This is a genomic window from Bradyrhizobium sp. 159 (genome assembly GCF_023073795.1).
Classification (GTDB): domain Bacteria; phylum Pseudomonadota; class Alphaproteobacteria; order Rhizobiales; family Xanthobacteraceae; genus Bradyrhizobium.
Map to the genome: position 1 here is coordinate 84,036 of NZ_JADPKE010000055.1, position 16,098 is coordinate 100,133.

A 16,098-nucleotide genomic window follows, 5' to 3' on the forward strand; every position below is an offset into this window, starting at 1 on the left:
TCCAGAATCTTTCCCCGGAGGCAGACTGGATTGCTTCGCTGCGCTCGCAATGACGAGCTTGCGGGACGCGTTCGCCGCACTCCCTGTCATCGCCCGGCTTGACCGGGCAATCCAATACGCCGAGACGGTCGTGATGAATCGAGACGACGCGGCGTACTGGATGCCCCGCTTTCGCGAAGCATGACACCCGTGATGGGGGAACGCTTTGCGCAAACGCCAAACAGCATAATGATCGCGCGTCCCGTATTGATACATGTGCGCAAGAGTTCCTTCACCATTCGCGTTGACCGGTTGTTTACCCCCTGACGTGACGACGCATTTACCACCGCGCGCGATCGCCCCGTGAAAACACCCGTGTTTGCTTGAGTGTGCCGTGCGCGCCACGTCGATTAACGCACCGGCAACCTAAATTGGATACTTACAATCAAGATCGAATTGCACGGATGTACTGACGTTCGATCGGAACTGGCGTAAGCGTAGCGTGAGCGTATCGATGTCACTGTTGCGTAACCATCCGAAGGGCGCGCGGTTCGCGTCCTTCGGCATCGGTCTCTGCATCTTCGCATTGATGCCGAGAGAGACCGGCTATCAGGACATTGCCTCGCTGCTGGCGCGCCAACCGGGCGTCGCCGAGCGTTGGCAGAAGCAGGTGTATTCCGCGGCGTCCTCGATCCAGCTCGCCACCTACAGTTTTTCCCGGCCGATCGGCACCTCGGTTCCGCAGAGCGCAATGGTTCGCCTCGCCAGCATCGATGGTCGCGACGTCACGGGTGCGATCAGCCGCAATCCGGCGCTGCAGACGCCGCCGCACTACCAGGCCGCCGATTTTCCAAAGGTCGATCGCTCGATGAAGGGTGATCGCCTCGCGATCATGACCCCGACGACACCTCCCGAGGCCGCTGCGCCGCCGGCAGTGCCCGCGCAGGAAAATCCCGCGACCTCGAACAGCTCGGTATTCGGTGCCAAGACCGCCGCGTTACCGCCGCCGATGTCGCCGGAGTCCGCGGCCGCGCTCGATCCCGAGCTCCAGGAAGCGCTCCGTGCACCGCCGCTGCCGCAATATACCAATGCGCCGCAGGCGAGCGATGCCGCGCGCGCGATCGCGGTGCAGCCGCTGGAAGCGCTGAAGCGGGCCACGGCGCCGGCCGCCCCGGCGCGCGATCCCTTCAGCGTCAAGACGTCGAACCTGTTCTTCGGCAGCTCCTCGCTCGGCGGTAGTCTCGAGAGCATCGAGAGCTGGCAGCCCGGGGCCGAGCCGCTGATCGTAATGCCTGATCCCGATATGAAGGTGACGGCCTCGCTGTCGCCGCCGACAGCCGAGATCGCCAAGGACATCGAGAGCGGCGAGAGCGTCGCCCCGAAGGGCGAGGTCAACGCCGACAACCAGCGCGCCAGATCGCCCGCGGAGCGGCTCGCGCTCGACGACAAGTCGCGCGCCAAGTCCGAGAAGTGTCTCGCCGAAGCGGTCTATTTCGAATCGCGCGGCGAGGCCGTGCGCGGCCAGATGGCGGTCGCGCAGGTCGTGATGAACCGCGTGTTCTCGGGAAAATATCCCGACACCGTGTGCGGCGTGGTCTATCAGAACAAGTACCGCCACCTCGCCTGCCAGTTCACCTTCGCCTGCGACAACAACGCCGACGTGATCCGCGAGCCCGAGATGTGGGAGCGCGCCAAGAAGATTTCGAAGGCGATGCTCGATGGCCAGATCTGGCTGCCCGAGGTCGGCAAGTCCACGCACTACCATGCCTATTGGGTGCGCCCGTCCTGGGTCGCCGAGATGAAGAAGATGTACAAGACCGGCGTGCACACCTTCTACCGTCCGCGCGCCTGGGGCGATGGCAGCGAGGAGCCAAGCTGGGGCACGCCCGCGCAGACCGCAGCGCTTTCCGCCGCGCTTGCGCAGGAAGCCAAGAGTTCCGCGGAGATGGGCGAGCGGCGGTAGTTTTCTTGCCTCGCCCGCTTGCGGGGAGAGGCAAGGACCATCACGCCTCGATATCCAGCGCACAGTCGAAATTCGGCGCCGAGTGCGTCAGCGCGCCGGCCGAGGCGTAGTCGACGCCGGTGGCGGCGATCGCCGCGATCGAGTCCAGTGTGACGCCGCCGGACGCTTCCAGCTTGAGGCGGCCCTCGTTGATCCGCGCCGCCTCGCGCAACGTCGCGGTATCCATGTTGTCGAGCAGCACCGCGTCGGCCATTCCGGTGGCCAGTACCTCGCGCAGTTGCGCAAGCGTGTCCACCTCGATCTCGATCTTGACGAGATGGCCGGCATGAGCGCGGGCGCGCTCCAGCACGGGGCGGATGCCGCCGGCGACCGCGATGTGATTGTCCTTGATCAGGATCGCATCGTCGAGGCCGAAGCGGTGATTGAAACCGCCGCCGCAGCGCACGGCGTACTTTTCCAGCGCCCGCAATCCCGGCGTGGTCTTTCGCGTGCAGCAGATGCGCATCCGCGTGCCTTCGGTGCGCGCGACATAGTCGGCCGTCAGCGTCGCGATACCCGACAGGCGGCCGACGAAGTTCAGTGCGGTCCGCTCCGACGTGAGAATGGCGCGCGCGGGCCCTGAGATCGTCAACACCTGCTGCCCCCGGGCAACCCGTGCCGCGTCGTGGACATGCGCACGCACGTCGATGTCGGGCGAGAGCTTTTGCAGCGTCGCCAGCGCCAGCGGCAATCCGGCGATCACGCCGGACTGGCGGGCGACCAGGATCGCCTGCGCCGTCGTTGCTTCCGGAATCGTTGCCAGCGAGGTGACGTCGCCGGCGCGACCGAGATCTTCGTCGAGTGCGCGCTGCACGGCCTCGTCAATTGCGAGGGGCGAGAGAAAGGCGTCGGGATAGAGCAGCGAGGTTGCGGTGATCATGAGAGCTCCGTCAGGCCATGATGGGTTGCGCGGTGGGTGGCATCGGGCGATCGGCGAGGCCGTCGGCCACTTCGCGCACAGCGTCGAGCGTGGTCATCGTTCGTTGCGCCAGGGCAGGGACATCCGCCGGATGGTCGGCGCGGAAATGCGCGCCGCGGCTCTCGCGCCGGCTCCAGGCAGCAGCGGCTACGAGCAGCGCGGAGGTCGCCATGTTATGTTGCGCAGCGCGATGTTGCCGGCCTCGCGTTCAAGCGCGGCGAAGCTGCGGACGGCCTCCGCCAATCCGTCGGCGTCGCGGATGACGCCGACGCGTGTGTTCATCATGGCTCGCAGCCGCTTCACGGCCGTAGCCTCCGGCGCGCCGCCGCGCGGCATCACCAATGCGTCCGGAAGCCGGGCGGGCGCGGGGACGGCGCAGCCGGCGATGTCCTCGGCGATGCGCGCGGCGTAGACCACGGCCTCCAGCAACGAATTGGAAGCGAGCCGGTTGGCGCCATGCGCGCCGGTGCAGGCCACTTCGCCGCCGGCCCAGAGCCCGTCGATCGAGCTGCGGCCGCGCGCGTCCACCGCGATGCCGCCCATGTGATAGTGCGCGGCCGGCGCGATCGGGATGGCCTCTGCCGCGGGATCAATTCCGGCGGCGAGGCAGCTTGCATGCACGGTCGGAAATTTGTCGGCGAAGGGCGCACCCAGCGCCTGCCGCGCATCGAGGAAGGCACCGCGTCCGGCCGCGATTTCGGCAAAGACGCCGCGGGCGACGATGTCGCGCGGTGCGAGCTCGGCGAGCGGATGGCGCGCCGCCATAAAACGCTCGCCATTGCCGTTGATGAGCGTCGCGCCTTCGCCGCGCAGCGCCTCGGTCGCAAGCGGCGCCGGATCGCGCCCGACCCTGATGGCGGTCGGATGGAATTGCACGAATTCCGGATCGGCGATCACCGCACCGGCGCGAGCGGCGATCGCAAGGCCCGAGCCGCTGGCCTCGAGCGGATTGGTGGTGACGGCATAGAGATGCCCAAGGCCGCCGGTGGCCAGCACGATCGCGCGCGAGGCGAGGGTGATCGGCCGTGCACAGGGATGGCCGGCCTCGCGCAATTGAATGCCCGTGACGGCACCGTGCTCGGTCAACAATGCTTCGGCGACCAGACCTTCGATGATACGGATCGACGGCGTGCGGCGCACAGCTTCGCTCAAGGCCGCGATGATCGCGGCACCGGCTCCGTCGCCGCGCACATGTACGATGCGCCGGGCCGAATGTGCGGCTTCGCGTCCGACGGCGAGCTTTCCTTCCAGGTCGCGATCGAATGGGACACCAAAGGCGAGAAGATCATGGATTCGCGGCGCCGCCTCCCGCGCCATCCCAAGTGCAACGGCTTTATCGACGAGACCGCCCCCGACGGCAATCGTATCCGCGGTATGCGCTTCCGGACTATCGGCTTCGGCCACTGCCGCCGCGATGCCGCCTTGTGCCCACGCGGAGGATGCGCCCTGTCCCAGCGGCGCAGCCGAGATCAGCGTCACGGGCCGCGGCGCGAGCTTCAGCGCGCAGAACAATCCGGCAAGACCGCCGCCGACGATGACCACGTCGTCGGTGGTGCGGGTGAGATTTTCGATTCTGTCTTGCATGGTTTCTTCATTGTCGTCCTGGCCAAAGCCAGAACCCATTGCTGTTGTTGTTGCAGCAGGCCGGGACCACCAGCGTGCCAATACTCGCGTCCTGTCGGTCCCGGATCTGCGCGCGCTTGTCTCAGACGACGGGTGTGTTGCTGCTTCTCGCTCTCAATTCTTCAAATTGATCATCCGCTCGACCGAGCGCCGTGCGCGCTCCGCGAGCGCGGGATCGATCGTCACTTCCTCGCGGAGCGTCAGCAGGCTCTCCAGGATATTGGCAAGCGTGATGCGCTTCATGTGCGGGCAGAGATTGCAGGGGCGCAGCATCTCCACGTCGGGCAGCTCGGCCCGCACATTGTCGGCCATCGAGCATTCCGTGATCATCACCAGCCGCCGCGGCCGCTTGTTGCGCACCCAGCTGATCATCTGCGCGGTCGAGCCGGTGAAGTCGGCCTCCGCCAACACGTCCGGCGGGCATTCGGGATGCGCGATGATCTGCACCGAGGGATCGTCATCGCGAAGACTGCGCAGCTCTTCACCCGTGAAGCGCTCGTGCACTTCGCAGGCGCCCTTCCAGGCAATAATCTTCACGTCGGTCTTCGAGGCCACGTAGGTGGCGAGATAGCGGTCGGGCAGGAAGATCACGCTAGGCGCATTCAGGCTCTCGACCACCTGCACCGCGTTCGACGAGGTGCAGCAAATGTCGACCTCGGCCTTCACCTCGGCCGAGGTGTTGACGTAGGCAACGACCGGCACGCCAGGGAATTTCTCGCGCAGCAGGCGAACGTCTGCGCCGGTGATGCTGGCGGCCAGTGAGCAGCCTGCGCGCGAGTCCGGAATCAGCACCGTCTTGTCCGGGTTGAGCAGTTTTGACGTCTCCGCCATGAAGTGCACGCCGCACTGGACGATGATGCCGGCCTTCACCTTGGTGGCTTCGACCGCGAGCTGGAGCGAATCGCCGCCGATGTCGGCGACGCAGTGAAAGATTTCCGGGGCCTGGTAGTTGTGCGCGAGGATCACCGCGCCCCGCGCCGCCTTCAGCTCGTTGATCGCCTTGATTGTCGGCGCCATCAGCGGCCATTCGATCGGCGGGATCACCTGCTTCACGCGCTCATACAGGGATGCCGTGGCGCGCTCGACCTCCGGCGTCCAGTCCAGCGAGGGCATCGGCAGCGCAAGCCCCGGCCGGCTCGGCGCGGCGGGAGGGGAGCTGACGACATGGTCATGGACTTGATGGCCATTGATTTGGCCATTGATTTGGCCGGGCGGCCGGTTGGCGAAATCGTCGGGGCCGTAAATTCCAATGATCGGCATCGAAGCCTCCCTCGCATTGTTTATACTCAATTTGAGTATATACAGGTCCTGAATAGTCCGGCCGAGTGGCCGGAGCGAATGTCACCCAGCTCTTATATGCTCAAACTGAGTAAATCAAGAATAGCATGCTTTACCGAAGACGCCTAGGCGCTGCCGCACACATTCCCGTCAAGTGCCCGTCAGGCGAGGCCGCGTGAATTGCAATGCTCCGGTGGCAGCTCCCCGTGGAATGCAATCGTTTTTGACTTGGGATTTTCATGCAGGTGCATTAAACCGGGCTCATTCGCGGCTGCCGATTTGCAGAACCGCCAACGACAGACGAGGACCACCATGTCGACACAGATCGGCGAGCTCGCTCCGGCCTCACGTTCCTCGAACTGGCGCACCCCGGCTGTGATCATTCTCTGCGGCTGCGCCATCGGCATGCTCGGCTTCGGTCCGCGCTCGGCGCTTGGCTTCTTCGTGCAGCCGATGAGCCATGAGTTCACCTGGGGCCGCGACGTGTTCGGCCTCGCGATCGCCGTGCAGAATCTGCTGTGGGGCTTGGGTCAGCCTCTCGCCGGGGCGGTGGCGGATCGCTTTGGCCTGTTCCGGGTGATGTGTGTCGGCGCTCTGCTCTATGCCGGCGGCCTGCTCCTGATGCGCTACTCCTCGACGCCGCTGTCACTCAACATCGGCGCCGGCGTGATGGTCGGCTTCGGTCTTGCCGGCTGCTCGTTCAACCTGGTGCTGTCGGCCTTCAGCAAGCTGCTGCCGGCCGAGAAGCGCGGCCTTGCGCTCGGCGCCGGCACCGCGGCGGGATCGTTCGGGCAATTCCTGTTCGCGCCGATCGGCGTCGCGCTGATCGACAATTTCGGCTGGCAGCAGGCGCTCTCCGTGTTCGGCTTCCTGATGCTGCTGATCATCCCGCTGTCGCTGGCGCTCTCGACGCCGCCGGTCGCAAGCACGGCAACCGCGGCGCCTGCGGATGAGCAGACCTTCACCAAGGCGCTGGCGGAAGCCTTCGGTCACCGCTCCTACGTGCTCTTGGTGCTCGGCTTCTTCACCTGCGGTTTCCAGCTCGCCTTCATCACCGTGCATCTGCCGGCCTTCCTGGTCGATCGTGGCATCTCGGCGCAAACCGGCGGCTGGGTCATCGCGGCGATCGGCCTGTTCAACATCGTGGGCTCGCTCAGCGTCGGCTACCTCCAGAACTATCTGCCCAAACGCTACATCCTCTCGACCATCTACTTCACTCGCGCGCTCGCGACCCTTGCCTTCATCTCGTTCCCGATCACGCCGTTCTCGGCGATCGCGTTCGGTGCGATCTCCGGCCTGACCTGGCTGTCGACGGTGCCGCCGACCTCGGCGCTGGTGGCGCTGATGTTCGGCACGCGCTGGCTCGCAACGCTCTATGGCTTTGCCTTCGTCAGCCATCAGGTCGGCGGCTTCCTCGGTGTCTGGCTCGGCGGCATCGTGTTCGAGCGCTTCGGTTCCTATACGCCGATCTGGTGGCTCTCGATCGTGTTCGGCGTGCTTTCTGCACTGATCAATCTTCCGATCGTGGAGAAACCGGTGACACGGGCGGTTGCGCAGCCGGCCTGATCGGCTAAACATCCTCGACAAACAAGTCAGGGAGTTTAGTCGTGGCCACGTTCAAGGCGATCCGGATCGACAAGGCGGACAAGGGCACCACCGCGCAGCTGACGCAGTTCGATGAAGCCGAGCTGATGGACGGCGACGTCACCGTGCGTGTGGAATGGTCGACGCTGAACTACAAGGACGGCCTCGCACTTACCGGCAAGGCGCCGGTGGTGCGGCGCTTCCCAATGATCGCCGGCATCGATTTCGCCGGCACGATCGAAGCGTCCTCGCATCCGCAGTGGAAGGCGGGCGACAAGGTGGTCTGCACCGGCTGGGGCATGGGCGAAACCCATCTCGGCGCCTATGCCGAGAAGGCGCGGGTGAAGGGCGACTGGCTGGTGGCGCTGCCGCAGGGCCTGTCGGCGCGCGACGCCATGGCGATCGGCACCGCCGGCTTCACAGCGATGCTGTCCGTGATCGCCCTGGAGAAACAGGGCCTCTCGCCAAAGAGTGGTCCGGTGGTGGTGACGGGCGCCGCCGGCGGCGTCGGCTCGGTTGCGACCGCCGTGCTGTCGAAGCTCGGCTATCACGTCATCGCCTCGACCGGTCGCGCCGCGGAAGCAGATTATCTGAAGCATCTGGGCGCAGCCGAAGTGATCGACCGCAACGAATTGTCGGCGCCGGCGAAGCCTCTGGCCAAGGAGCGCTGGGCGGGTGGCGTCGACAGCGTCGGCTCGACCACGCTCGCCAACCTCCTGTCGATGACGAAATACGGTGGAGCGATCGCGGCGTGCGGCCTGGCGGCCGGCATGGACCTGCCATCTTCTGTCGCGCCGTTCATTTTGCGCGGAGTGTGCCTTCTCGGCATCGATTCGGTGATGTGCCCGATCGAGCCGCGGAAAGCCGCTTGGCAGCGCCTGGCGTCCGATCTGGACCGGACAAAACTAGCTGAAATCACTCAGGAAATTCCCCTCGCCGAGGTGCCCGACTGGGGCGCGAAAATTCTGGCCGGCGCGGTTCGCGGCCGCATCGTGGTAAAAATTGTCTGACGGCGTTCAGACTTTACCAACCAAGCTGCTCCAATGTTGCCATGGTTGGTATGGTAAGCAGCGGGTAAAGAGAGATAAGGCATCGCCCGCTGCGGGGGTTGGTTCGGAGTTGAGCATGCTTGCGCGTATTGTGTTGGGGGCTGTCACGGCGGCAGCGACGTTTGCGCCGGCCATTGCCGGGAGCATGAATGCTGACGAGGCGCGCCGTTTCGTCGCCGGCAAGGTGTTCGCCTTCACCTGTTTCGACGGCACCCGCGGTGCGGGCCGCATCCTCGACGACCTCGGTGCCGCCGGCGCGGTGCAATTCTCGGGCGCGGGCCCGGTGAAGCATCTTCGTCTGCCCGGCAATACGCTCCAAATCCGCGGCCAGAACGTCTGCGCCTCGATCAAGGGGATTCCGTTCGAGCCCTGCTTCAACCTGGAAAAGACCGATGATCGCAGCTTCCGCGGCTCGGTGTCAGGCATGGGCTTCGCCTATTGCGACTTCCACCATCAGGGCGGCAATCAGATGCTAATGGCGCGCGCCGCCGCGCGTCCGCGCTCGTTGCGCAGCTCGGAGCGGACCGGTTCGATCGCTGCACCCAACACCGAAGTCGCCGCGCGGGTCGAGACGCCGCGTGTCGAGAGCGGTCGCCTCGAGCCGGTGAAGTCGGAAGCCAAGTCGGAACCCGCGAAGGCCGAGGCTCCGCTGGAGCTGCGCCGCTCGACGCAGTGAGTTGGCTGCACAGGACAGCCGCACAGTTTTTCGTTGAAGAATCGATCGAGCACGAAGCCGCCGCGCCGTAGTCATACGGACGGCGGCTTTCATGCCTTGGTAGCTGTTCGCGTCCCAGTTTGCGTACGGCCGGGGGACGCCCCGACGCAAGGGGTTCAACGATGTCGCTGTACTTCTTCCGCATCAGCACCGGTCGCTATTCCGGCGCCGCCGATCAGCCGTACGAGTTCGAGGACCGCGCAGCGGCCTGGACTGAGATGACTGAGGTTTGTGCCAATCTGCTCGGCGGCATCGCCCGCGGCCTGAAGCCGAATGCCGAGTGGCGCATGGAGCTGCTCGACGAGAACAAGCAGCCGGTCTTTCGCGTCAGCCTTGTTGGAGAGACCGTCGGATGCAAAGCTTCCTAGGCTCCGACTTCAGGTTGCAATTTACAACTATGACGAGACCTTCTTGGTCGAACTGATCAATACGATCGCGGGCCAGACCAATCTGCTCGCACTCAACGCCACGATCGAGGCGGCCCGCGCTGGCGAAGCCGGCAAGGGATTTGCAGTGGTTGCCTCCGAGGTCAAGGCGCTCGCCGAGCAGACTGCGAAGGCGACTGGCGAGATCGGGCAGCAGATAGCCAGCATCCAGTCCGCGACCGAACATTCGGTCGGTACCATCAAGGCCATCAGCGATACCATCGAGAAGCTGTCGGAAATCTCCTCGACGATTGCGGCCGCCGTGGAAGAGCAGGGCGCCGCGACGTAGGAAATTTCTCGCAACGTGCAGCAGGCGGCGGCAGGCACTCATCAGGTGTCGTCCAACATCACCGACGTGCAGCGCGCCGCAAGCGAGACCGGCTCGGTGTCTTCTCAGATCCTGTCTGCCGCGCAAATGCTGTCCGGCGACAGCAACCGTCTCAAGCTCGAAGTCGGCAAGTTTCTCGGCTCTGTGCGCGCCGGCTGACGACGTTCAATAGGCATCGCTTGCAGCCGCCGCGCGCGAACCTGCGGCGGTCGCGCGCGTGCGTATTTCGCCCTGCGACCGTTAGCCTTGGAGATGTTGCTCCATCAAGCGCGGTGCAGCGCGAGATCCGTGCAGGTGCAGCGGATGATTGCAGAAAACAACGAATGTCCGCCCGCCCGGTAGTTTTACGTAGGACGATGTTAACGCCTGCTTGCGAGGATAGAGCGCAATCTTACGGGATAAGAACCAGCCAGCATTGTTGAACTGACCTCGGCCCGGTCGTCCGTCGTGACGCCTGTGGCGCAGGTGATGTGCGCGTTGCCAGGCATCGTTGGGATTTGTTGTGATGTCGAAGTTGTCGATCGTCTTCAAGCTGCTGACCGTGTTGTCAGTCCTCGTGCTCTCGCTCGCCGGTGTCGGCGTGACGGCGATCGGCACGATGCAGAACATCAACGCCCACACCGTCGAGATTGCGCAGAGCTGGCTCCCCAGCGTGCGTGCGCTCGGCTCGATGCGCGCCGACATTAACGAGCTGCGCGTCGCACTTCGTTTGCACCTGATGCAGGATAGTGCTGAAGGCAAGGATGCCGCAGAGAAGCGCCTCGCCTCGCTCCGCGAACGCATCGAGAAGACCCGCAAGGTCTACGAGCCGCTGATCACTGCCGCCGAGGAGCGCGCGCTCTACGAACAATGGGCGAAGGCGTGGGCCGAGTATCTGAATGGCGTTCAGGAGGTGATGGCGCTGTCGCGCAAGAGCGTCGGCCGCTTCCCGACCGATGCCAACGAGCTGTTGCAGACCAAGGTCGCGAAAATGGCCCAGGCCGCCGATCCGCTGCTCCAGAAGGGTATCGAGTTGAACAATCAGGGCGCCGAGCTGGAGACCAAGCAGGCGTCCGACAGTTACGCCACGATCTTCCGCGTCCTGGTCGGCATCATTGTGTTTTCGGTCGTGATCGCGATCGGCGCCGCGTATTATCTCGTGCGCGACGTCTCTCGTGGCATTGCTTCGATCATCCGTCCGATGCAGTCGCTCGGCCAGGGCGACCTCTCGGCCGACGTGCCGCATCGCGGCGACAAGACCGAGATCGGCGCCATGGCCGATGCGCTCCAGATCTTCAAGGAGGCGCTGATCGCCAAGAAAGCCGCCGACCAGGCAGCGGCGCGCGATGCCGAAGCCAAGATCGAGCGCGGCCGCCGCGTCGATGCCATCACGCGCAATTTCGAGGCCATGATCGGCGAGGTGGTCGAGACCGTGTCATCAGCCTCGACCGAGCTCGAAGCATCGGCAGCGACGCTGACCGGCACCGCCCAGCGCGGCCAGGAGCTCGCGACCGTCGTCGCCGCCGCCTCGGAGGAAGCCTCCACCAACGTCCAGGCGGTTGCTTCCGCCTCGGAGGAGCTGTCCTCCTCCATCACCGAGATCAGCCGCCGCGTGCAGGACTCGGCGCGGATGGCCGCAGAAGCCGTCGAGCAGGCGGCGCGGACCAACGAGCGCGTCAACGCGCTGTCTCAGGCGGCCTCGCGCATCGGCGACGTCGTCGAGCTCATCAACACCATCGCGGGCCAGACCAACCTGTTGGCGCTGAACGCCACCATCGAGGCCGCACGCGCCGGCGAGGCCGGCCGCGGCTTCGCCGTCGTTGCCTCGGAAGTGAAGGCGCTCGCCGAGCAGACCGCGAAAGCCACCGGCGAGATCGGTGCGCAGGTCGCAGGGATTCAGGCCGCCACGCAGGAATCCGTCAGCGCCATCCAGGAGATCGGCGGCACCATCGAGCGTCTGTCCGAAGTCTCCGCTGCGATCGCCGCCGCGGTCGAAGAACAGGGCGCGGCCACGCAGGAGATATCGCGCAACGTCCAGCAGGCTTCGCTCGGCACCCAGGAAGTATCGTCGAACATCACCAACGTGCAGCGCGGGGCGATCGAAACCGGCTCGGCCTCGACTGAAGTGCTGTCGGCGGCGAAATCACTGGCGACCGACAGCACCCGTCTGAGGGTCGAAGTCGCGCAGTTCCTGGAGTCGGTCCGCGCGGCCTAAAAGCGGCGCAGGCTCTTGGCTCACCTCTCCCGAAGGGAGAGGTCGGATCGCATCGAAGATGCGATCCAGGTGAGGGGACCTCCACTGATCCCTACGCGCTCGTCTGCGGAGCCGGCGGCGTTTGCCGCCGGAATAGGATGCGCTGGTAGAGCCAGCCGATCGCGACCAGCACGACGCCGAGGCACATGAACGACAGCGCGCGGTAGACGCCTGTCAGCGTCGACATATCGATGACGAAGGCCTTCAGGATCGTCAGCGCGATGACGGCGGCAGAGGCGAGCCGCGCCCGCTCCGAATTGACCAGGATGCCGACGCCGAGCAGCACCACGCCGAAGGCGAGCCAGCCGATCGAATAGGTGTATTGCTCCGCGCCCGTGGTGCCGCCATAGAGCAGGACCGGGCCGTGATAGAAGCGGCGGATCTCCAGCGTCACGTAGGTGAGCGCGAACACAAGTGCCCCGCCCGCAATCGTATTGGCATAGGCGGCGGGGCGATGGCCCGCCACCGCATAGGACAACAGCAGCATCAGCACCGCGGGGAGCGCATAGCCGAGCAGCAGCAGGTTGAACACGAGGCCGCCGACATTGACGCTGGAGAGCAGCAGCGGGTTCTCCAGGATCAGCAGGCCGAACACGCTGATGAGCCCGGCGATCGCGGTGAGCGCGACCGCGCCGACATTGTGCACGATGCTGTGGCTGCGCAGCCGCAGGCGCTCCAGCCCGATCGCCATCGCGAGCGTGACGCAGACTTGCAGCGAGAATTCCAGCAGCGAAGGCGGCGAGGTCATGCGGCCGCCGGTCGCAAGGTGCCGGATTTCCATGAAGGCGAGCAGCGCGGTGAACAGGACGGCCGCAGCCTCGACCATGCGCAGCGGCGCATCGTCGGCACGGCGGCGCAGGAACATGCTCGCGCCCCAGAACGACAGCGCCGGCAGGCCATAGCCCCACAACAGCCAGTTCAGAATCGGCGTGGTGCCGACGGCATCGCCGACGATGCAGGGATCATAGACGATGCGTGCCGTGACGATGCCGGCGAAGACGGCGGCGAGCCAGCGCAGGAACGGGATCGACCGCTGCATCGAGATCCAGGCAGTGCCGAGCGACATCAGCGCGAGCGCGATGGTGAGCCAGCCCTTCTCGAGCGCGAAGGTCAGCGCCAGCGCGAGCGCGCCGAGCGTACCGGTCGCGAACAGCGCCGTCGAGATCATGGCGCCCGGCCGGGTCTCGCGCCGCGTCAGCGATTCGGTCGCAGCACCAAAGGCGGCAGCGAGCAGCACGGCGAGGATCGCAAACGGGATCGAGCGGTCGAGATGGGCGATGCGGGCGAAGAGCGCAACCAGGATCGCGATCGGCGTCGCGACCGCACTTGCCGACCACACCACCGGGATGATCGCCGAATTGGACCGGCCCTGCGCGAGGAAGCCTGCGATGCCGAAGCCCGCGGCGAAGATCGCGGCCGTGACCAGATGCAGTGTCACCGAACTATCGGTGGGGACAGGACCGATGCCGGCCATGGGGCCGCCCGGCAGCACCAGCATGTCGGGATTGGCCCGCACCGCCCATTCCGCGAACACGATGAAGACGGTCGCCGCAGCCGCGCCCAGTGCACCCGTTGCCGCCGGCGCGCGCCAGGCGACAAACAGCGTCCCTGCGACCAGCAGGGTGAAGGCAATGAGCGCCAGATCGGCATGCGCGCTCGACAGCACGATGATCATTGCCGCGAACAGATAGGCGCCGAGCGAGCTCGACGACACTGGCTCGATCTCGCCGTCCTCGATGGTCGGGCCGAACATGAAACCGCAGACGACGAGAAGCGCAGCGAGCGTGAAGCCCGCAATGACGTGGAAGGCGTGCGGGGCCACCTGCAGCTCGAGCTCGAGCCCCATGAAGGTCCAGAGCACCGCGAAGACGATCGTAGTCACCGCGAGCCAGCGCCATAGCCGGATGCGGGCAAGGCCGAAGCTCGCTGCGGTGACGATGGCAAGATAGATGTAGAGCGCCCAATAGTCCGGCTTGCCGCTGGAGACGAGGACCGGCGTCACGAACGCGCCGACGACGCCGAGGCCGGCGAGCGCGGGCCCGTGGAGCAGCGCGGCGGCCAGCGTGCCGAGCGCGACGAGGCCGAGCAGCACGAAGGCGGTGGCGGGCACCAGGAAGCCGTAGAGCGCGTAGGCTGCATAGATGGTCGCGAACGCCACCGCCGTGCCGGCCGCGGTGAGGATCGCGGGGATGTTGGCGATCGGCAGCGCCGCGATGCTGGAGATGCTCTCCTTGCGCCGTGTCCATTCGCCGGCACCGAGCAGCGCCAGCGCGAACAGGCCGCCGAGGAACACGCGCACGCCGGGCCCGACGAGGCCGGCCTCGATCGAATAGCGCACCATGAAGAAGCCGCCGAGCGCGAGCGCAAGCCCGCCGATCCACACCACCCAGCGCGTGCCGAGTCGCTCCTCGAAGCCGGGTGCGGGTGCAGGCAGGGGTGGCGGTGCATCGGCCTCGGTGCTCGTTCCGAGCGGCGGCGGCGAAACGGGTTCGGCGAGGGCCGGGGGCGCCTGCTCGGCTTCCGGCGCAAGCGGCGGCGGCTCCGCGGCGGCCGTCGCGGTTGCGGGCGCCTGCTCCCAAGTCGGCGTAAGTGGCGGCGGCTTAACTTGCCGCTGCGCGTCAAACATCTCTTCGAGCGAGCTCAGCCGGCGGCGCAGCTCAGCCGCCTGACTGGAGGCCTTGATCGCGATCAGGAAGGCGGCGATCGCAAGGATCAACGCAAAGACGTCAAACGGGCCGTCGAACATGAAGCCTCCAGGCAACCGGCGGGCAGGGCCGATCGCAAATTCTTAATCTAGCGCCGGGAGCGTACGCGCAAGCCCGGCGCGGGCCGCTCCTGGAGTACTTCGCGGCGGAAGCGATAGAGTGCCGCCGGGCGTCCCCCGGTCTGTGTCGACATCGCCCCGGTCGGTTCGACCAGGGCTTCCATTTCGACGAGGCGGCGGAAATTCTGTTTGTGCAGGTGCCGGCCGGAGATGGCCTCCACCGTATGCTGCAATTCCGTAAGTGTGAATTCGGCGGGCAAAAGTTCAAAAACAACAGGACGATACTTCAGTTTTGCGCGTAGCCGCGCGATGGCTGTGGCGAGGATGCGCCGGTGATCGAACCGCATCGAGGTCCCAAGCGCGGGAAGCCTCTTGCGCGCTAATGCCGCAGGCCTGCCGTCGCGCCGCGCCTCCTCGATCATCCCGGCCTCGTACAGGAGCTCATAGCGATCGAGCACGCGCTCCTCGTCCCAGGGCGCACCGTCGAGACCGAAATAGAACCGCACGCGATCCTTTCGCGGCAGCGCCCGCGTCGTCTGCGGCGTCTCCTCCTCGGCCCATTTCGTCAGCGCCGGGATGATGTCGCGGGCGATGATCTCTGGCGGCTGCTCGCGCCAGTCTTCCCAGGGGAAGAAGCGATACCATGGCTCGAAGCTCGCGCCGGTCGCGGCGAGCTCGCCGCTGGCGGCGCGCGTCAGCGCGAGATAGCCGATCGACACCATATGCGGGCCGGTGTCGCCGGCATCGGCATGACGGCCGCGATCGCCGAAGGTGTAGAGCTGCTCGACATAGCCGAGCCGCAGGCCCGTCTGTTGCTCGACCCAGGCGCGCAGGCCGATCTCGAAGGTGCGATGGGCGAGCGCATCGAACGGCCCGAACGGCAGGCCGGCAAGCCCATCACCGCCGCGCGCGGTGAGGATCAGCGGCTCGTGGTCCTCGATCGCGACGATGGCCGCGGTCAGGCCAATCTCGATCGGCGTCAGGAGCGTCTCGCTCATGCGGCTGATGTCGCGGCTGTTGCGAAAAAGATATGTCGGCTCATTGAACAAATCTCGCCGCGAGCTCGCTGCACCTCTCCCGCTTGCGGGAGAGGTCGAGCCAAAGGCGCGGGTGAGGGCTCTCTCCAAGCCGGGAGAACCCCGATGCGGAAGCACCCTCTCCCCAACCCTCCCCCGCAAGCGGGAGAGGGGGCGCAGTCC

General features: G+C 65.9%; 10 protein-coding genes and 2 pseudogenes. 7 read left to right on the forward strand and 5 right to left on the reverse strand.

Annotated elements, in window-relative coordinates:
• Window positions 1–493 precede the first annotated feature (493 nt).
• Window positions 494–1,942, forward strand: coding sequence for a cell wall hydrolase (locus IVA96_RS15075; protein ID WP_247280298.1), 1,449 nt, complete (start codon window positions 494–496; stop codon window positions 1,940–1,942).
• A 40-nt stretch (window positions 1,943–1,982) separates the two neighbouring features.
• On the opposite strand, the gene nadC is transcribed toward IVA96_RS15075, so the two are convergent.
• The 3 genes and pseudogenes from nadC to nadA all read right to left on the reverse strand — a co-directional run bounded on the left by nadC (window position 1,983) and on the right by nadA (window position 5,783).
• Window positions 1,983–2,861, reverse strand: coding sequence for a carboxylating nicotinate-nucleotide diphosphorylase (gene nadC, locus IVA96_RS15080; protein WP_247418026.1), 879 nt, complete (start codon window positions 2,859–2,861; stop codon window positions 1,983–1,985).
• A gap of 10 nt (window positions 2,862–2,871) precedes the next feature.
• Window positions 2,872–4,484 (reverse strand): annotated as a pseudogene (locus tag IVA96_RS15085) (L-aspartate oxidase).
• 153 nt (window positions 4,485–4,637) lie between these two features.
• The gene (nadA, locus tag IVA96_RS15090; protein WP_247418035.1) at window positions 4,638–5,783 is read right to left on the reverse strand and encodes a quinolinate synthase NadA; all 1,146 of its coding nucleotides are present in this window, start codon (window positions 5,781–5,783) and stop codon (window positions 4,638–4,640) included.
• Between the two features lie 330 nt (window positions 5,784–6,113).
• On the opposite strand from nadA, the gene IVA96_RS15095 reads away from it, so the two are divergent.
• From IVA96_RS15095 to IVA96_RS15120, 6 genes and pseudogenes are all read left to right on the forward strand, one after another.
• Window positions 6,114–7,367 carry an MFS transporter gene (locus tag IVA96_RS15095; protein ID WP_247418045.1) on the forward strand — a complete coding sequence of 418 codons (1,254 nt, stop codon included), beginning with the start codon at window positions 6,114–6,116 and terminating at the stop codon, window positions 7,365–7,367.
• A 41-nt stretch (window positions 7,368–7,408) separates the two neighbouring features.
• A complete protein-coding gene (locus tag IVA96_RS15100) occupies window positions 7,409–8,395 on the forward strand; it encodes an MDR family oxidoreductase (protein WP_247280303.1) in 987 nt (328 codons plus the stop codon).
• A 115-nt stretch (window positions 8,396–8,510) separates the two neighbouring features.
• The gene (locus tag IVA96_RS15105) at window positions 8,511–9,110 is read left to right on the forward strand and encodes a hypothetical protein (protein WP_247280304.1); all 600 of its coding nucleotides are present in this window, start codon (window positions 8,511–8,513) and stop codon (window positions 9,108–9,110) included.
• A 161-nt stretch (window positions 9,111–9,271) separates the two neighbouring features.
• Window positions 9,272–9,517, forward strand: a complete 246-nt coding sequence (locus IVA96_RS15110; RefSeq protein ID WP_247280305.1) for a hypothetical protein — start codon at window positions 9,272–9,274, stop codon at window positions 9,515–9,517.
• A 43-nt stretch (window positions 9,518–9,560) separates the two neighbouring features.
• A pseudogene (locus IVA96_RS15115) lies at window positions 9,561–10,061 on the forward strand (methyl-accepting chemotaxis protein); the annotation flags it as partial.
• Between the two features lie 346 nt (window positions 10,062–10,407).
• On the forward strand, window positions 10,408–12,096 hold the full coding sequence (locus IVA96_RS15120) for a methyl-accepting chemotaxis protein (RefSeq protein WP_247280306.1): 1,689 nt from the start codon (window positions 10,408–10,410) through the stop codon (window positions 12,094–12,096).
• Between the two features lie 91 nt (window positions 12,097–12,187).
• On the opposite strand, the gene IVA96_RS15125 is transcribed toward IVA96_RS15120, so the two are convergent.
• Together IVA96_RS15125 and IVA96_RS15130 are read right to left on the reverse strand one after the other, a co-directional pair.
• The gene (locus IVA96_RS15125) at window positions 12,188–14,881 is read right to left on the reverse strand and encodes a DUF2339 domain-containing protein (protein WP_247418048.1); all 2,694 of its coding nucleotides are present in this window, start codon (window positions 14,879–14,881) and stop codon (window positions 12,188–12,190) included.
• A gap of 47 nt (window positions 14,882–14,928) precedes the next feature.
• Entirely contained in the window at window positions 14,929–15,897 is a 969-nt protein-coding gene (locus tag IVA96_RS15130; RefSeq protein ID WP_247418049.1) for an NAD regulator, read from the reverse strand.
• Window positions 15,898–16,098 lie beyond the last annotated feature (201 nt).

Bases quoted from the DNA above. Each gene is read 5' to 3' on its own strand.
- IVA96_RS15075 (WP_247280298.1), top strand. From the start codon at position 494: ATGTCACTGTTGCGTAACCATCCGAAGGGCGCGCGGTTCGCGTCCTTC.
- nadC (WP_247418026.1), bottom strand. From the start codon at position 2,861: ATGATCACCGCAACCTCGCTGCTCTATCCCGACGCCTTTCTCTCGCCC.
- nadA (WP_247418035.1), bottom strand. From the start codon at position 5,783: ATGCCGATCATTGGAATTTACGGCCCCGACGATTTCGCCAACCGGCCG.
- IVA96_RS15095 (WP_247418045.1), top strand. From the start codon at position 6,114: ATGTCGACACAGATCGGCGAGCTCGCTCCGGCCTCACGTTCCTCGAAC.
- IVA96_RS15105 (WP_247280304.1), top strand. From the start codon at position 8,511: ATGCTTGCGCGTATTGTGTTGGGGGCTGTCACGGCGGCAGCGACGTTT.
- IVA96_RS15110 (WP_247280305.1), top strand. From the start codon at position 9,272: ATGTCGCTGTACTTCTTCCGCATCAGCACCGGTCGCTATTCCGGCGCC.
- IVA96_RS15120 (WP_247280306.1), top strand. From the start codon at position 10,408: ATGTCGAAGTTGTCGATCGTCTTCAAGCTGCTGACCGTGTTGTCAGTC.
- IVA96_RS15125 (WP_247418048.1), bottom strand. From the start codon at position 14,881: ATGTTCGACGGCCCGTTTGACGTCTTTGCGTTGATCCTTGCGATCGCC.
- IVA96_RS15130 (WP_247418049.1), bottom strand. From the start codon at position 15,897: ATGAGCGAGACGCTCCTGACGCCGATCGAGATTGGCCTGACCGCGGCC.